We start from the raw sequence: 15,247 nt of genomic DNA on the forward strand, positions 1-15,247 counted from the left end.
ACATCCTTGTTACCTTTCCTTTACCGCAGCTTGAGGGTGGTCAGACCGAACAGGCACAGCATCAGCGTGATGATCCAGAAACGCACGACCACCTGCGTTTCCTTCCAGCCGGACAATTCGAAATGGTGATGCAGCGGCGCCATCTTCAGCAGGCGCCGCCCTTCGCCGTAACGCTTCTTCGTGTACTTGAACCACGACACCTGCAGCATCACCGACAGCGTTTCCGCGACGAAGATGCCGCCCATGATGAACAGCACGATTTCCTGGCGCACGATCACCGCGACCGTGCCGAGCGCGCCGCCCAGCGCCAGCGCGCCGACGTCGCCCATGAACACCTGCGCGGGATGTGTGTTGTACCAGAGGAACGCGAGCCCCGCCCCGCCCATCGCGGAACAGAAGATCAGCAGTTCCCCCGCGCCGGGGATGTGCGGGAACAGCAGGTATTTTGAATAGACCGCGCTGCCCATCACGTACGCGAACACACCGAGCGACGCGCCGACCAGCACGACCGGCATGATCACGAGACCGTCGAGACCGTCGGTCAGGTTCACCGCGTTGCTCGCGCCGACGATCACGAAGTAGGTCAGCACGATGAAGCCCCACACGCCGAGCGGGTAGCTGATCGACTTCAGGAACGGCAGCATCAGGTCGGCGCGCGCCGGCAGCCCCATCGACAGGCCGCTCCGCACCCACGCCATGAACAGGTCGAACACGCGCACGTTGTTTGCCTCGGACACGCTGAACGCGAGATAAACAGCCGCGAACAGCCCGATCACCGATTGCCAGAAATACTTCTCGCGCGACGACATCCCGCGCGGATCCTTGTGGACGACCTTGCGGTAATCGTCGACCCAGCCAATTACGCCGAAGCCGAACGTGACGAGCATCACGATCCAGATGAAACGGTTCGTCAGGTCGCCCCACAGCAGCGTCGCGACCGCGATGCCGATCAGGATCAGTACGCCGCCCATCGTCGGCGTGCCGGACTTGACGAGGTGGGTCTGGGGACCATCCTTGCGCACGGCCTGCCCGACCTTCATTTGCGTCAGCTTGCGGATCACCCACGGACCGCACACGAGCCCGATCCCCAGCGCGGTGATGGTGGCCATCACCGCCCGGAACGTGAGGTACGTGAACAAGCGCAAAAAGCTTGCGTCTCCTTGCAGCCATTGCGCCAGCGCCAGCAGCATGCTTCCTTCCTTCTACTCAGTGTGCGGCGGGCACGGTGCCCGCCGCGGGTTGGTTCGTCAGCGCGTCGACCACGCGCTCCATCTTCATGTACCGCGAGCCCTTCACGAGCACTGTCGCCTGCGCGCCGTAACCGGCGGCGAACAGCGCCGACACGAGCGCGCCGACGTCGTCGAAATGGCGTGCCGTGTCGCCGTAGGCCGTGCACGCGTCGCGCGATGCGTCGCCGAACGCGAACAGCGCGTCGATCCCGCGTTCGCGCGCGTACGCGCCGATCTCGCGATGGAAGGCCGGCCCTTCGTCGCCGACTTCGCCCATGTCGCCGATCACCAGCACGCGCGGCGCCGGATGCGCGGCGAGCACGTCGATCGCGGCACGCATCGAATCGGGGTTCGCGTTGTACGTGTCGTCGACGACCGTCGCGCCCGCGAGGCTGCCGACGCTCGCCTGCTTCACCTGCAGCCGGCCCTTGACCGGTTCGAACGATTCGAGACCCTGCCGGATCGCCGACAGCGCGACGCCGGCCCCGAGCGCCGCGGCCGTCGCGGCCAGCGCGTTACGCGCGTTGTGCTCCCCGAGCGCGCGCAGCCGCACCGTGACGGCGCCAGCCGGCGTGTCGATCGCGAGTTCGCCGCCGTGCATGCGGCCGACGACCTGCGCGTCGTTCTGCCGTTCGGCGTCGTGCAGCGCGAAATCGAGGATCCGGTTGCCGGTCGCCGCGACGCGCCAGATGCCCGCGTACGCGTCGTCGGCCGGGAACACCGCAACGCCGTCCGGCGGCAGCGCGTGAATCACGGCCGCATGTTCGAGCGCGACGGCTTCGACCGTCGCCATGAATTCCTGGTGCTCGCGCTGTGCGTTGTTGACGAGCGCGACCGTCGGCGCGGTGAGGCGCGCGAGGACTTCGGTTTCGCCCGGATGGTTCATCCCGATCTCGATCACCGCGAGACGATGCGCGGCCGACAGGCGCAGCAGCGTCAGCGGCAGGCCGACATCGTTGTTCAGGTTGCCGGCCGTCGCGAGCCGCGCGTCGGCGCCGACCGCCGCCGCGAAAATCGACGCGATCATTTCCTTGACGGTCGTCTTGCCGTTGCTGCCCGTCACCGCGACGAGCGGCAGCGGGAATCGCATCCGCCAGCCGTGCGCGAGCGCGCCGAGCGCGGCACGCGTTTCGCCGCCTTCGATCATCGGCATCGCAATGCCCGCCCGGGCGTGCGCGACGAGCGCCGCGGCAGCGCCGCGCGCGGCAACGTCGCCGAGAAAGTCGTGCGCATCGAAACGCTCGCCCTTCAACGCGACGAACAGGTCGCCCGGGCCGACCGTGCGGCTGTCGGTCGACACGCGGTCGAACGTGACGCCCGCGTCGCCGTGGACGGTGGCGCCGGGAATCAGGCGGGCGGCTTCGCCGAGGCTGAGCATCGTCATTCGGCGCCTCCCTTGCCGTGCGTCGCGCGCGCTGCGAGCGCGAGCCGTGCGTGATCCTGGTCGGAGAACGCGCGCTTCTTGCCCATGATTTCCTGTGTGGCCTCGTGGCCCTTGCCGGCCAGCACGACGACATCCTCGCGTGCGGCGCCGCGCACGGCCTGCAGGATCGCGCTCGCGCGATCCTCGATACGGCGCGCGCGATCGGGCGCAGTCATGCCCGCGACGACCTGGTCGATGATGTGCTGCGGATCTTCGCTGCGCGGGTTGTCGCTCGTGACGACGACTTCGTCGGCGAGCCGCTCCGCGATCGCGCCCATCAGCGGACGCTTCGTCGCATCGCGATCGCCGCCGCAGCCGAACATGCAGACGAGCCGGCCGCCGCGCGCCGCGGCGATCGGGCGCAGCGCGTCGAGCGTCTTTTCGAGCGCGTCTGGCGTATGCGCGTAGTCGATCACGACGAGCGGTTCGTCGTTCTGCAACCGGCCGCCGAGCCGCTGCATCCTGCCGTTGACCGACTCGAGCCGCTCGATCTCGGCAAGGGCCGCGTCGAACGGCACGTCGGCCGCGAGCAGCGCGCCGAGCACCGCGAGCAGGTTGCTGACGTTGAACGTGCCGAGCGTGCCGACCTCGACGTCCGCGTCGCCCCACGACGAACGCAGGCGGAATGCGGTACCCGTCACGGTGGCGCGCACGTCGAACGCGACCAGTTCCCGATCGGCGTCAGGCGCCGGTGCGTCGCCGATCCCGTACGCGATCGTGCGCACACGGCCAGCCAGCTTCTCGAGCAGGCGGCGGCCAGCCGCATCGTCGCGGTTGATCACCGCCGCGCGCAGGCCGCGCCATGCGAACAGCTTCGCCTTCGCTGCCTCATACGCATCGAACGTGCCGTGATAGTCGAGGTGATCCTGCGTGAGGTTCGTAAACACCGCGACGTCGAACGCCGTCCCGTTCGCGCGCCCCTGGTGCAGCGCATGCGACGACACTTCCATCGCCACCGCCTGCGCGCCCGCGTCGCGCAATTGCGCGAGGCTGCGCTGAAGTTGCGGCGCGTCGGGCGTCGTGAAACCGGTCGGCACGAGCTGACCGGGCATCCCGGTGCCGAGCGTGCCGATCACCGCGCACGGCTGGTGCAGCGCCGTCAGTGCGGTGGCGATCCATTGCGTGCACGACGTCTTGCCGTTCGTGCCCGTGACACCGATCGCCAGCAGGCTGTCGCTCGGGTCGCCGTACCAGCCGCTGGCGATCTCGCCGGCGAGCTGGTCGAGCGCCGGCACCGCCAGCGCGACGGGTACGGCCGGCGCGGCCGGTGCGTGGGCCAGCCCTTCCGGCTGATACAGCACGGCGGCCGCACCGCGTGCAACGGCATCCGCCATGAAAGCGCGGTTATCTGCCCCGTCGACCGCATACGCGACGAACACGTCGCCAGCCTCGAGGCTGCGCGTGTCGGCATGCAGTTGCGCCGTAGGGGCCACATGCTGACGCAGCCACGCAAGCGCGGCTGCGATCTGCTGATGCGCCGGATGGGAACTGCGGGCGGCGCTCATCGAACAACTCCTGGTGAATTACGCGTCGTGCTGGACACGATCATATGCTTCGCGCCGCTGCTCGTAGCCAGCTTTTGCGGGCCCTTTGCGGCAGGGGAGTCCGGCGAATCGTCGGACACCACGAGCTGCTTGATCGGCATGTTCGGCGGAACGTTCAGCGCACGCATCGTGTCGCCGGCGATCGCCGAGAATACGGGGCCGGACACCTGGCCGCCGAAGTGGCTGCCGGCAGTCGGTTCGTCGACCGACACCGCGATCACGACACGCGGATTCGGCATCGGTGCCATCCCGACGAACGACGCGCGGTACTTGCGCGTGTAGCCGTGACCTTCATGTTTGTACGCGGTACCGCTCTTGCCGCCGACCCGATAGCCCGGCACGGCCGCATCCGGCGACGTGCCGCCCGGCGCCACCACCGTCTCGAGCATCGCGCGCACTTCGCGCGCGGTGGTCGGATTGAACACCTGCGTGCCGGCGACCGGCTGATTGGGGTCGGTCTTGAAAATGGTCACGGGCATCAGCTCGCCGTCGTGCGCGATCGCCGTGTACGCCCGCGCGAGCTGGAACAGCGACACGGACAGGCCGTAGCCGTACGACATCGTCGCCTGCTCGATGCGGCGCCAGCTCTTCCACGGACGCAGGCGGCCAGCCACCGCGCCCGGGAAGCCGACCTTCGGCGCCTGGCCGAGGCCGATGCTCGTATACATATTCCACATTTCCTCGGGCCGCATCGTCATCGCGATCTTCGTCGCGCCGATGTTGCTCGACTTCTGGATCACGCCGCCGACCGTCAGCGTGCCGAAACCCGCGTCGTCGGTGATCGGCGCGCCGTCGAGCACGAAATGCCCGTTGCCCGTCTCGACGAGCGTGTTCGGCGTCACGCGGTGCAGGTCGAGCGCGAGCGACACCGTGAACGGCTTCATGATCGAGCCCGGCTCGAACACGTCGGTCATGATCCGGTTGCGCAACTGCTCGCCCGTCATGCGCGAGCGGTCGTTCGGGTTGTACGTCGGGTAGTTGACGAGCGCGAGCACTTCGCCGGTCCGCACGTCGACGACCATCGCCGCGCCGGCCTTCGCCTTGAACTTCTCGACGGCAGCCTTCAGGTTCGCGTACGCGATGTACTGGATCTTGCTGTCGATCGACAGGTCGACGTCGGTGCCGTTGTGCGGCGGAATCTGCTCGGCGACATCCTCGATGATGTGCCCCATCCGGTCCTTGATCACGCGGCGCATGCCCGACGTGCCGGACAGCATCTTCTGGTCGCCCAGTTCGACGCCTTCCTGCCCTTCGTCCTCGACGTTCGTGAAGCCGATCAGGTGAGCGGTGATCTCGCCTTCCGGATAGAAGCGCTTGTATTCGTTGCGCTGATAGATGCCGGGAATGTCGAGCGCGGCGACCTTGTCGGCGACGTCGATCGGCACCTGGCGCTTCACGTAGACGAAACCCTTGTCTTCCGACAGCTTCACGCGCAATTCCTTCGACGTCATGCCGAGGAGCTTGCCGAGCTGGTTGACCTTGTCGGCATCGAGATCGTCCGGCACCGCGTCGGGAATCGCCCAGATCGCGCGCACCGGCAGGCTCGTCGCGAGCACGAGCCCGTTACGGTCGAGGATCTTGCCACGCGTCGCGGGCAGTTCGATCGTGCGCTGGTAGCGGCTTTCGCCCTGCTTCTGATAGAACGCGTTGCCGGGCCCCTGGATCCAGAACGCCCGTGCGGCCAGCGCGACGAACGCCATGAACAGCAGGAACACGACGAGCTTCGAGCGCCACATCGGCAAATGAACGCCCAGCACGGGGCTCGACGAGAACTTCACGTTCTGGCGCTTCGGGGACGGCTTCATCGCGCGCCCCCCTTGCCCTTGCCGGCCGTGTCGGCCGACGCCGGGATCGGCGCGTCGATCGCCTTCGCGGCGCCCGCCGGCAGCGTCAGGTATTGCGTGCGGCCAGTCGAGATCGGCTGCATTTTCAGCGAATCGTTCGCGAGCTGCTCGATGCGCGACGTCTTCGACAGCGCGCTCTGCTGATATTGAAGCTGCGCGTAGTCCTGCTGGAGCTGACGCTCCTGCGACTGCGCGCGCTGCAGCTGGATGAAGATCTGGCGCTGCTGGTTCGTCGAGTTGACGACCGACAGCGCGCAACCCATCACGATGATCAGCAGGAAGATATTGAGGCGGCTCATGGCGTGACGCGCTCCGCGATGCGCATCACGGCCGAGCGGGCGCGCGGATTCGCGGCGACTTCCGCTTCGCTCGGAAACTGGCGGCTGATGATCTTGAGCGGCGGGCTCGGGAGGTCGACGGCGCGGATCGGCAGGCGACGATCGACCGCAGGCGCACTCGCGTGCGCCTGCATGAATCGCTTGACGATCCGGTCCTCGAGTGAATGAAAGCTGATGACCACCAGCCGCCCCCCTTGCTCCAGCAACGACAGTGCCGCGTCTAGTACGACTTGCAGGTCCGCAAGCTCTTGATTGACGTGAATCCGTATAGCCTGAAAGGTGCGGGTTGCCGGATCCTTGCCCTTCTCACGGGTTTTGACGACGTGACCCACGATTTGGGCAAGCTCGCCCGTGGTGTCGAGAGGCCCAAGACGGTCGGACTCTGCCCGGCGAGCAACAAGCGCCTTTGCAATCTGAAAAGCAAACCGTTCTTCCCCATAATCCCGTATCACCTCCGTCAATTCCTGCACCGAAGCCCGCGCGAGCCATTCGGCCGCCGACTCGCCACGCGTCGGATCCATTCGCATGTCCAGCGGACCATCGGCGCGGAAACTGAAGCCGCGCGCCGGATCGTCCACCTGCGGCGAGGACACGCCCAAGTCCAGCAACACCCCCGACACCTTCTCGACGCCGCGCGCCGCAAGCGCGTCGCGCATCGATGCAAAGCTGTCATGCACGATCGAGAAGCGCGCATCCTCGATGCCCTGCGCCGTCTCGATCGCCCTCGGATCCTTGTCGAACGCGATCAGCCGCCCGGCCGACGCCAGCCGCGCGAGCACCGCGCGGCTGTGCCCGCCGCGCCCGAACGTGCCGTCGACGTACACGCCGTCCGGCCGCGTCACGAGCGACTCGACCGCTTCATCCAACAGCACCGTCCGATGCCGCAATTCATTTCCCATCGCGGGCGTCTCCGTCACCGCAATCAGAACGTGAAATTCTTCAGCGCGTCGGGCATGCCCTGCGCCATCGCCGCCTGCTCCTTCGCGTTGTAGGTCTGCGAATCCCACAGCTCGAAGTGACTACCCATTCCCAACAACATGACTTCCTTTTCCAGTCCGGCTGCCATGCGCAGCTCGGGCGATACAAGAATCCGGCCCGCGCTGTCGAGATCGACGTCCATCGCATTGCCGAGAAAAATTCGTCGCCACCAGTGCGCGTCCATCGGCAGCGCGGCGATCTTGGCGCGGAACACTTCCCATTCGGGGCGCGGAAACAGCAACAGGCAGCCGTCCGGGTGCTTGGTCACAGTCACCCGTCCTTCTGCCTGTCCTTGCAGCGCTTCGCGATAGCGAGACGGCACCGACATCCGCCCTTTCGCATCGAGCGTCAGCGCCGACGCCCCTTGGAACACTTTCCGCTCTCCCGTTCAGGGCACCGAAGCACCCGCTCAATGCTGAGAATTTAGCCGGAACAGCCTGCTAAATCACACAAAAATACACTTTCTCACACTGTCTCCCACTTTAGAGGAAGGGTGTGGCACGGTCAAGGGAGCGGCCCGCTTTTTTGACGAATTTTGTTAGTTAGAACAAGGACTTACGCGCACATGCTCATGCGCCCCCTCATTCCAAAAACCGTTATAAATGAATGAGCTAGTGCAACTTGTGAAGGTGATACGTGAGAAAGACGGGCCAGACGGGCGTGCGGACGGGGCTTTTGGGGGCGGGAAAACGAGGAGGGAGCGGGCGATATCGGGGCCGGTGAACCGGGGCGGCGTCCCACGCCACCCCGGCGCAAATCTCAGAGATAGTACGCAGTGCTCGTCATGACTTTCGACGCGGCGCGCATCAGCATCCGCGCGGGCAGCGGCAGCTCGATCCCGCCGGCGTCGGTCGCGGCCTTGCCGTGCTTCACCTCGTCGATCCGCATCTGGTCGACGATCGCGCGCGACGCGGTATCGGTCGGCGGCAGTTCGGACATGTGACCTTCGAGATGGCTCTCGACCTGCCGCTCCGTCTCGGCCATGAAGCCGAGGCTGACCTTGTCGCCGAGCGTGCCGGCCGCGACGCCGATCGCGAGGGCGCCGGCATACCACAGCGGATTCAGCAGGCTCGGGCGCGAATCGAGTTCCTTCAGGCGGTGCGCGGTCCACGCGAGGTGATCCTCCTCCTCTCGCGCGGCCTCCTCGAACATCGCCTTCGCCGACGCCGTGCGCGCGGTGAGCTTCTGCGCCTGATAGAGCGCCTGCGCGCAGACCTCGCCCACGTGATTCACGCGCATCAAGCCGGCCGCGTGCGTGCGTTCGGCGGGCGTCAGTTCGACGTCCGGCGTATCGGCCGGCACGGGCACCGGCCGGCTCATCCGGCTAATGCCGGTCAGCGATCGCAGGCCGCGATCGAATTCGCTGATCAGTTCGTCCAACACCATCCTGTTCTCCTGGCTGCAGGTGCCGCTGCGCGCGGCAAGGGCACGAGTGCGCTGCGTAACCGACTTGATTATTCAGCGGAAATTGCGGTTAACCCGTGATTTTAACCATTGTTGCATAAAGGAAACATGGCGGTGTTGAGCTGCAGCATTTCGCTTTGTGGCAAAAACCGGCTTTGCTACATTACGTGCGACTTCTTGCGAAGTTGATGGGGCCCGTCGCCAGAACATAACTATCCGCCCCGCCAAAAAAATTCAGTGATTCTTGGAGATCCGTTAATGAAAAAGTCGCTTCTCGCGCTCGTCGCGCTGGGCGCGTTCGCTGGCGCTGCCCATGCGCAAAGCAGCGTGACGCTTTACGGCATCATCGATGAAGGCTTCCTCTTCAACAACAACGCAGGCGGCAAGCACTTGTACGGCCTGGCGAGCGGCGTGATGCAGGGTAGCCGCTTCGGCCTGCGCGGCACCGAAGACCTCGGTGGCGGCCTGAAGGCGATCTTCACCCTCGAAAACGGTTTCGACGTGAACAGCGGCAGGCTCGGTCAGGGCGGCCTGATGTTCGGTCGTCAGGCTTACGTCGGCCTGTCGAGCCAGTACGGTACGGTCACGCTGGGCCGTCAGTACGACTCCGTCGTCGACTTCGTCGGCCCGCTCGAGGCAGGCGACCAGTGGGGCGGCTACATCGCCGCTCACCCGGGCGACCTCGACAACTTCAACAACGCGTATCGCGTGAACAACGCGGTCAAGTTCACGAGCGCGAACTACGGCGGCCTCACGTTCGGCGGCTTGTACAGCTTCGGCGGCCAGGCAGGCCAGTTCTCGAAGAACCAGGTCTGGTCGCTCGGCGCAGGCTACACCAACGGCCCGCTCGTCCTCGGCGTCGGTTACTTGAACGCACGTACGCCGAACCAGTTCGGCGGCATGTTCAACAACGGATCGACGTCGTCGTCGGTTTCGTCGCCGGTCTACGGCGCGTACGCGAACAACGCGAACACGTACCAGGTCATCGGTGCAGGCGGCGCTTACACGTTCGGTGCAGCGACGATCGGCGCGACGTACTCGAACACGAAGTTCAAGGGCTTCTCGGCAGGCCCGTTCGTGAACCAGACCGCGACGTTCAACAACGGCGAAATCAACTTCAAGTACCAGTTGACGCCGGCGTTGATCCTCGGCGCGGCGTACGACTACACGCAAGGCAGCAAGATCGACGGCAACTCGGCAGCCAAGTACCACCAGGGCTCGCTGGGCGTCGACTACTTCCTGTCGAAGCGTACCGACGTCTACGCGATCGGCGTGTACCAGCACGCATCGGGCAACGTGCTCGATTCGAACGGCAACGTCCTGAAGGCAACGGCAGCGATCAACGGTCTGGCCGGGTCGAGCACGAGCAACCAGGTCGCGGCACGCGTCGGTATCCGTCACAAGTTCTAATCAGCTTGCCTGACAAGCCGCAGCATATTGAAGGCGCCTTCGGGCGCCTTTTTCTTTTGTGGTGAGGCGGTGGCGGTGGTGGATCAGCGGGTCGGTGGATCGGTGGATCGGTGGATCGGTGGATCGGTGGATCGGTGATCGGTGATCGGTGATCGGTGATCGGTGATCGGTGATCGGTGATCGGTGATCGGATGGTAGCTGTCGACACGCCCTCCAGCCGTCAGCTCGAAACGCAAGGCTTGCCGCCGCGCCCCGCACGAAACGGGCGCTTCCGGTCATCCACCCGCAGCCGCAAACAAAAAACCCGGCACAGGCCGGGCTTTTCGTTCAACCGCATCGTTGCGTGCGTTGCGTGCGTTGCGTGCGTTGCGTGCGTTACGCACGTCCATCGCGCAGTTCGCGCCGCAGGATCTTGCCGACGTTCGTCTTCGGCAACTCCGTGCGGAACTCGACCAGCTTCGGCCGCTTGTACCCGGTGAGCCGCTCCTTGCAGTAGGCAAGGATGTCCTTGTCGGTCAGCGCCGGGTCCTTTTTCACGATGAACAGCTTCACGGCTTCGCCGGAATGCTCGTCCGGCACGCCGACCGCCGCCACCTCGAACACGCCCGGATGCGACGCCACCACGTCCTCGACTTCGTTCGGATACACGTTGAAGCCGGACACGAGAATCATGTCCTTCTTGCGATCGACGATCTTCACGTAGCCGCGCGCATCCATCACGCCAACGTCGCCCGTCTTGAAGAAGCCGTCCGCGAACATGACCTTCGCGGTCTCGTCCGGCCGGTTCCAGTAGCCGGCCATCACCTGCGGCCCGCGGATGCAGATCTCGCCGGGCTCACCGAGCGCGACGTCGTTGCCGGCATCGTCGCGAATCGCGACCTCGGTCGACGGCAGAGGCAGACCGATCGTGCCGCTGTATTCGGTCGCCGTCACGGGGTTGCAGGTCGCCACCGGCGACGTTTCGGACAGCCCGTACCCTTCGATGATCGCGGTACGCGTCTTTTCATACCAGCGCTTCGCGACGCCCTCCTGGATCGCCATGCCGCCGCCGTTGGCGATCACGAGTTTCGACAGGTCGAGCTGACCGAACTCGGGATGATTCAGCAGCGCGTTGTACAGCGTGTTGACGGCCGGAATCGTCGAGATCTGGTAGCCCTTCAGTTCCTTGATCATGCCGGCGATGTCACGTGGGTTCGGGATCAGGATGCCCATGCCGCCCGTACGCATCGTCAGGAAACCGCAGACGGTGAGCGCGAACACGTGATACAGCGGCAGCGCGACAACGGTCACGAACTGTTCCACCTCCGGGTACTTCTCGTGAGCCGGATGGTGCCAGGCGCCAGCCTGCAGCACGTTCGACACGATGTTCCGGTGCAGCAGCGTCGCTCCCTTCGCGACACCGGTCGTACCGCCGGTGTACTGCAGGAACGCGACGTCGTCGGGGCCGATCTTCTGCGGCTTGAACGCCAGTCGCGCGCCCTCCGACAGCGCGGCCTTGAAGCGCGTGAACGACGGCAGCTGCCACGCAGGCACCATCTTCTTCACGTTGCGCACGACGTAATTGACGAGCCATCCCTTGATGCCGAGCAGGTCGCCCATCGATGCGACGACCACGTGCTTGACGGCCGTATTGGCGATGACGGCCTGCAGCGTCGACGCGAAATTCTCCAGGATGACGATTGCCTCCGCACCGCTGTCCTTTAGCTGATGCTCGAGCTCGCGCGGCGTATAGAGCGGGTTGACGTTGACGACGGTATAGCCGGCGCGCAGGACCGCGGCGATCGTCACCGGGTACTGCAGCACGTTCGGCATCATGATCGCGACCCGCGACCCGCGCGCCAGGCCGCGGGATTGCAGCCATGCGCCGAACTGGCGCGACAGCTTGTCGAGTTCGCCATACGTGATGCCCTTGCCCATGCAGACGAACGCGGTACGGTCGCGATACTGACGGAAGCTCTCGTCGAGCAGGTCCGGGACGGACGGATAAGGAGAGGAGTCAATTTCGGCTGGAACGCCGGGTGGGTACGATTTCAGCCAGATTTTGTCCATACCGCGCGTCTCCTCACTGATTTTCGAATGGTCGTGCTAAAACGCATCGTAACGGCTCCCCCGCCCCGAGACAACAGGGTTAGATGTCCACTTCCAACTTCCATATCAATTTTGTCTGATGATACGGCGATATTCGATCAAATCCGCTCAACTTCCACAAGACAATCGTAAAACGTCGCCGAATTCCCCAGATCGGTCAGTGCCTGACTCGTCACCTCGTTCGCGTTCCTGCCGTCCGGCGACAGCTTCTTCCACCAGATCGACAATCCGACGACGAGCCCGGCACGCGCACGGTCGGTAATGCGCGCGAGCGCCTGCATCGAGCCACGGTCATTGAAGATGCGGACGGTGTCGCCCTCCGCGATGCCGCGGGCATCGGCGTCGGATGGGTGCATGTCGAGGTGCGGCTCGCCTTCCGTCGAACGCAGGCTGTCGACGTTCACGAACGTGCTGTTCAGGAAGTGGCGGGCCGGCGGCGAAATCATCGCCAGCGGATAGCGTACGGCGAGCTCGGGCGCGGCTTCGGCCGACTCGAACGGCGGCAGATAGTCAGGGACCGGCTCCATGCCCATCTGCTCGAGCCGTGGGCTGTAGAACTCGCACTTGCCGGAGGGCGTGCGGAAACCACCATTCGCGAACGGCGCCTCCGGCAGCTTGAGCTTCAGCCAGCCGACCCGCTTCAGCGTGTCCCAGTCGCTGTCGAGCGCCGGATCGTCCCAGCGAAGCGCCGCGCGAGCGACCTCTTCGTCGCTGTGATAAAGCGCCGGTTCGTCGAGCCCCATGCTGCGCGCGATCCCCCGGAAGATCTCCGTGTTCGGCCGCGCGTCTCCTACTGGCGGAATCGCCGGCAGGTTCGCCATCACGTAGGTATGGCCGTACGACTTATGGACATCCAAATGCTCGAGCTGCGTCGTCGCCGGCAATACAATGTCGGCGAAATCGGCCGTATCTGTCTTGAAGTGCTCGAGAACGACCGTGAACAGATCGTCGCGAGCGAAACCTGCGGCCACCTTGGACGAATCGGGCGCGACCGCCACCGGATTCGAGTTGTACACGATCAGCGCTTCGACTTTCGGCCCGAACCTCGCGTCGCCCGGGTGCAGCAGTGCGTCGCCGATCGCGTTCATGTTGATGATGCGCGGCAACTTATGCGGCCAACCCTGCATCAGATCCGGACGCAGCAGCGCTGCCTGGTTGACCGGCGCGGATTCCGACGACGAGAGCAGCAGTCCGCCCGCCCGATCGCGCCACGCCCCAGTTAGCGCCGGCAGGCTGGCAATCGCGCGCACCGCATTGCCGCCGCCGCGAACACGCTGCATGCCGTAGTTGAGGCGAATCGATGCCTTGCGGGTGGCGCCGTAACGACATGCAAGATCGACCAGTTCCGACGCATCGATGCCGCAGATCTGCGCGACACGTTCCGGCGGATAGCTCAGGGCGCGCGCCTTCAGTTCGTCGAAGCCGAGCGTATGGTCGGCAATGTAGTCGTGATCGAGCAGGTTTTCGGTAATGAGCACATGCATCATGCCGAGCGCAAATGCGCCATCGGTACCGGGTTTCAGCGCGATGTGCTGATGGCATTTCTCCGCAGTCAGCGAACGATATGGGTCGATCGCGACCAGACGCGCGCCGCGGCGCTTCGCTTCCTGGGCGCGGGTCCAGAAGTGCAGGCTCGATGCAATCGGATTTGCGCCCCATATCAGGATCAGTTCGCTTTCCTCGAAGTACTCGAGGTGCATGCCGACACTACCGCCGTATGTGTATCGCAGCCCCGCTGCGCCGGCCGCCGCGCAGATCGCACGCTCCAACCGCGAAGCGCCGAGCTTGTGGAAGAAGCGTTGAGCAATGCCCTCGCCTTGCACGAGCCCCATCGTTCCCGCATAGCTGTACGGCACGATCGCCTCCGGCGCACGCGCGGCGATTTCACCGAGGCGGCGCCCAATCTCGTCGAACGCCTCACTCCAGCTGATCGGCACGAAGCGCCCTTCGCCCTTCGCACCGACGCGCTTGAGCGGAACAGTGAGGCGATCGGGATGGTGAACGCGATCCGCGTAACGACTGACTTTCGTGCACAACACGCCCTGCGTCGGCGGATGGTCGGGGTCGCCCGTGACCTTGATTGCCTTGCCGTTCTCGACGGTCACACGCATTGCGCATGTGTCCGGACAATCATGCGGGCAAACGGCCCGGGCTACCTGGGTGGCGGCGTTCATCGTTTTGAATGCAGAGATGGGGGTTCGCAAATTTTACGTGGACGCGCCAAATAAAGCGTTCATTTCGCAGCGATTTTGGATGATCTGCGCGGCGGTCGAGTGGAAGCGGGGCGGGCTGCTGCGAGCGGAAAGCTGATCATAGGATCGCGCTTGTCGATACGCTGCGGAGAAGAAATTGCGTCTTGATTGAAGATACGATCAATAAGAAGTTGAATCGCCGGAGATAGAAGCAATTGAGGGAATGGGATGCTGGGATTGCTTGCGTGGGTGAGATGCTAATGCAGTGGCGTTGGTAAGGCTTTACCCCGCCATGCACATTTCCGTCGCCGCAATGCAAAAACCCCCGCCTTTCGGGCGGGGGTTCTTGGCTTAGGGAGCCTGACGATTACCTACTTTCACACGGGAATCCGCACTATCATCGGCGTAGAGTCGTTTCACGGTCCTGTTCGGGATGGGAAGGGGTGGGACCGACTCGCTATGGTCATCAGGCAAAGAGGGTTGTTGCGTTGCTTCGCAGCGCAACCAATCTTGGAAGAAGCAGTAATTTTTGAGTTGTGTGTATCACACACGAGAATCCAACTTGTCTCATCTTGCTACGCAGGTCACCGGTACTTCAACCGGCGCGCCGCATCGATCAGCTTCGCTGCTCGACGCTCTGCGTGGGATGCTCGTAAGTGCTGAAGCACTAACGATCATCGACACAAGACAGACTTGTTATAGGATCAAGCCTTACGGGCAATTAGTATCAGTTAGCTGAACGCATTACTGCGCTTACACACCTGACCTATCAACGTCCTGGTCTCGAACGACCCTTC

General features: G+C 64.4%; 11 protein-coding genes and 2 rRNA genes. 1 reads left to right on the forward strand and 12 read right to left on the reverse strand.

All coding sequences use genetic code 11. The features are described from left to right. Positions 1 to 20: 20 nt before the first annotated feature. The 8 genes from mraY to coq7 form a co-directional block, all read right to left on the reverse strand. Complete coding sequence (gene mraY / locus HWX07_RS13750) at positions 21 to 1,190, reverse strand: phospho-N-acetylmuramoyl-pentapeptide-transferase (RefSeq protein ID WP_006477019.1); 1,170 nt, start codon at positions 1,188 to 1,190, stop codon at positions 21 to 23. A gap of 16 nt (positions 1,191 to 1,206) precedes the next feature. Then, a complete protein-coding gene (gene murF, locus HWX07_RS13755; RefSeq protein WP_175876570.1) occupies positions 1,207 to 2,613 on the reverse strand; it encodes a UDP-N-acetylmuramoyl-tripeptide--D-alanyl-D-alanine ligase in 1,407 nt (468 codons plus the stop codon). Continuing rightward, positions 2,610 to 4,157 (reverse strand): UDP-N-acetylmuramoyl-L-alanyl-D-glutamate--2,6-diaminopimelate ligase, encoded by a 1,548-nt coding sequence (locus HWX07_RS13760; protein ID WP_175876571.1) that lies wholly within the window; start codon positions 4,155 to 4,157, stop codon positions 2,610 to 2,612. Before HWX07_RS13760 ends, murF begins: the two co-directional genes overlap by 4 nt. Next, positions 4,154 to 6,001, reverse strand: a complete 1,848-nt coding sequence (locus tag HWX07_RS13765; protein WP_012327848.1) for a penicillin-binding protein 2 — start codon at positions 5,999 to 6,001, stop codon at positions 4,154 to 4,156. Before HWX07_RS13765 ends, HWX07_RS13760 begins: the two co-directional genes overlap by 4 nt. Then, positions 5,998 to 6,339 carry a cell division protein FtsL gene (gene ftsL, locus HWX07_RS13770; RefSeq protein WP_006477023.1) on the reverse strand — a complete coding sequence of 114 codons (342 nt, stop codon included), beginning with the start codon at positions 6,337 to 6,339 and terminating at the stop codon, positions 5,998 to 6,000. Before ftsL ends, HWX07_RS13765 begins: the two co-directional genes overlap by 4 nt. Continuing rightward, positions 6,336 to 7,277 carry a 16S rRNA (cytosine(1402)-N(4))-methyltransferase RsmH gene (gene rsmH, locus HWX07_RS13775; protein ID WP_011694135.1) on the reverse strand — a complete coding sequence of 314 codons (942 nt, stop codon included), beginning with the start codon at positions 7,275 to 7,277 and terminating at the stop codon, positions 6,336 to 6,338. The genes ftsL and rsmH overlap by 4 nt, the downstream gene beginning before the upstream one ends. Before the next feature lie 23 nt (positions 7,278 to 7,300). Next, positions 7,301 to 7,729 (reverse strand): division/cell wall cluster transcriptional repressor MraZ, encoded by a 429-nt coding sequence (gene mraZ / locus HWX07_RS13780; RefSeq protein ID WP_006477025.1) that lies wholly within the window; start codon positions 7,727 to 7,729, stop codon positions 7,301 to 7,303. 386 nt (positions 7,730 to 8,115) lie between these two features. Further along, entirely contained in the window at positions 8,116 to 8,742 is a 627-nt protein-coding gene (gene coq7, locus HWX07_RS13785; protein ID WP_006477026.1) for a 2-polyprenyl-3-methyl-6-methoxy-1,4-benzoquinone monooxygenase, read from the reverse strand. Positions 8,743 to 9,018: 276 nt separating this feature from the next. On the opposite strand from coq7, the gene HWX07_RS13790 reads away from it, so the two are divergent. Continuing rightward, a complete protein-coding gene (locus HWX07_RS13790) occupies positions 9,019 to 10,170 on the forward strand; it encodes a porin (RefSeq protein ID WP_023477229.1) in 1,152 nt (383 codons plus the stop codon). Positions 10,171 to 10,545: 375 nt separating this feature from the next. On the opposite strand, the gene HWX07_RS13795 is transcribed toward HWX07_RS13790, so the two are convergent. The 4 genes from HWX07_RS13795 to HWX07_RS13810 form a co-directional block, all read right to left on the reverse strand. After that, positions 10,546 to 12,219, reverse strand: coding sequence for a long-chain fatty acid--CoA ligase (locus HWX07_RS13795; protein WP_011544492.1), 1,674 nt, complete (start codon positions 12,217 to 12,219; stop codon positions 10,546 to 10,548). Between the two features lie 137 nt (positions 12,220 to 12,356). Beyond that, positions 12,357 to 14,432, reverse strand: coding sequence for a molybdopterin oxidoreductase family protein (locus tag HWX07_RS13800; RefSeq protein WP_175876572.1), 2,076 nt, complete (start codon positions 14,430 to 14,432; stop codon positions 12,357 to 12,359). 376 nt (positions 14,433 to 14,808) lie between these two features. Continuing rightward, positions 14,809 to 14,921, reverse strand: a 5S ribosomal RNA gene (gene rrf, locus HWX07_RS13805). Positions 14,922 to 15,150: 229 nt separating this feature from the next. Next, a 23S ribosomal RNA gene (locus HWX07_RS13810) occupies positions 15,151 to 15,247 on the reverse strand; the annotation flags it as partial.

Source organism: Burkholderia sp. BCC0097, from assembly GCF_902832985.1.
Lineage (GTDB): Bacteria > Pseudomonadota > Gammaproteobacteria > Burkholderiales > Burkholderiaceae > Burkholderia > Burkholderia orbicola.

Excerpts from the sequence above, each read along its gene's own strand:
- mraY (WP_006477019.1), bottom strand. The coding sequence starts at position 1,190 with ATGCTGCTGGCGCTGGCGCAATGGCTGCAAGGAGACGCAAGCTTTTTG.
- murF (WP_175876570.1), bottom strand. The coding sequence starts at position 2,613 with ATGACGATGCTCAGCCTCGGCGAAGCCGCCCGCCTGATTCCCGGCGCC.
- HWX07_RS13760 (WP_175876571.1), bottom strand. The coding sequence starts at position 4,157 with ATGAGCGCCGCCCGCAGTTCCCATCCGGCGCATCAGCAGATCGCAGCC.
- HWX07_RS13765 (WP_012327848.1), bottom strand. The coding sequence starts at position 6,001 with ATGAAGCCGTCCCCGAAGCGCCAGAACGTGAAGTTCTCGTCGAGCCCC.
- ftsL (WP_006477023.1), bottom strand. The coding sequence starts at position 6,339 with ATGAGCCGCCTCAATATCTTCCTGCTGATCATCGTGATGGGTTGCGCG.
- rsmH (WP_011694135.1), bottom strand. The coding sequence starts at position 7,277 with ATGGGAAATGAATTGCGGCATCGGACGGTGCTGTTGGATGAAGCGGTC.
- coq7 (WP_006477026.1), bottom strand. The coding sequence starts at position 8,742 with ATGGTGTTGGACGAACTGATCAGCGAATTCGATCGCGGCCTGCGATCG.
- HWX07_RS13790 (WP_023477229.1), top strand. The coding sequence starts at position 9,019 with ATGAAAAAGTCGCTTCTCGCGCTCGTCGCGCTGGGCGCGTTCGCTGGC.
- HWX07_RS13795 (WP_011544492.1), bottom strand. The coding sequence starts at position 12,219 with ATGGACAAAATCTGGCTGAAATCGTACCCACCCGGCGTTCCAGCCGAA.
- HWX07_RS13800 (WP_175876572.1), bottom strand. The coding sequence starts at position 14,432 with ATGAACGCCGCCACCCAGGTAGCCCGGGCCGTTTGCCCGCATGATTGT.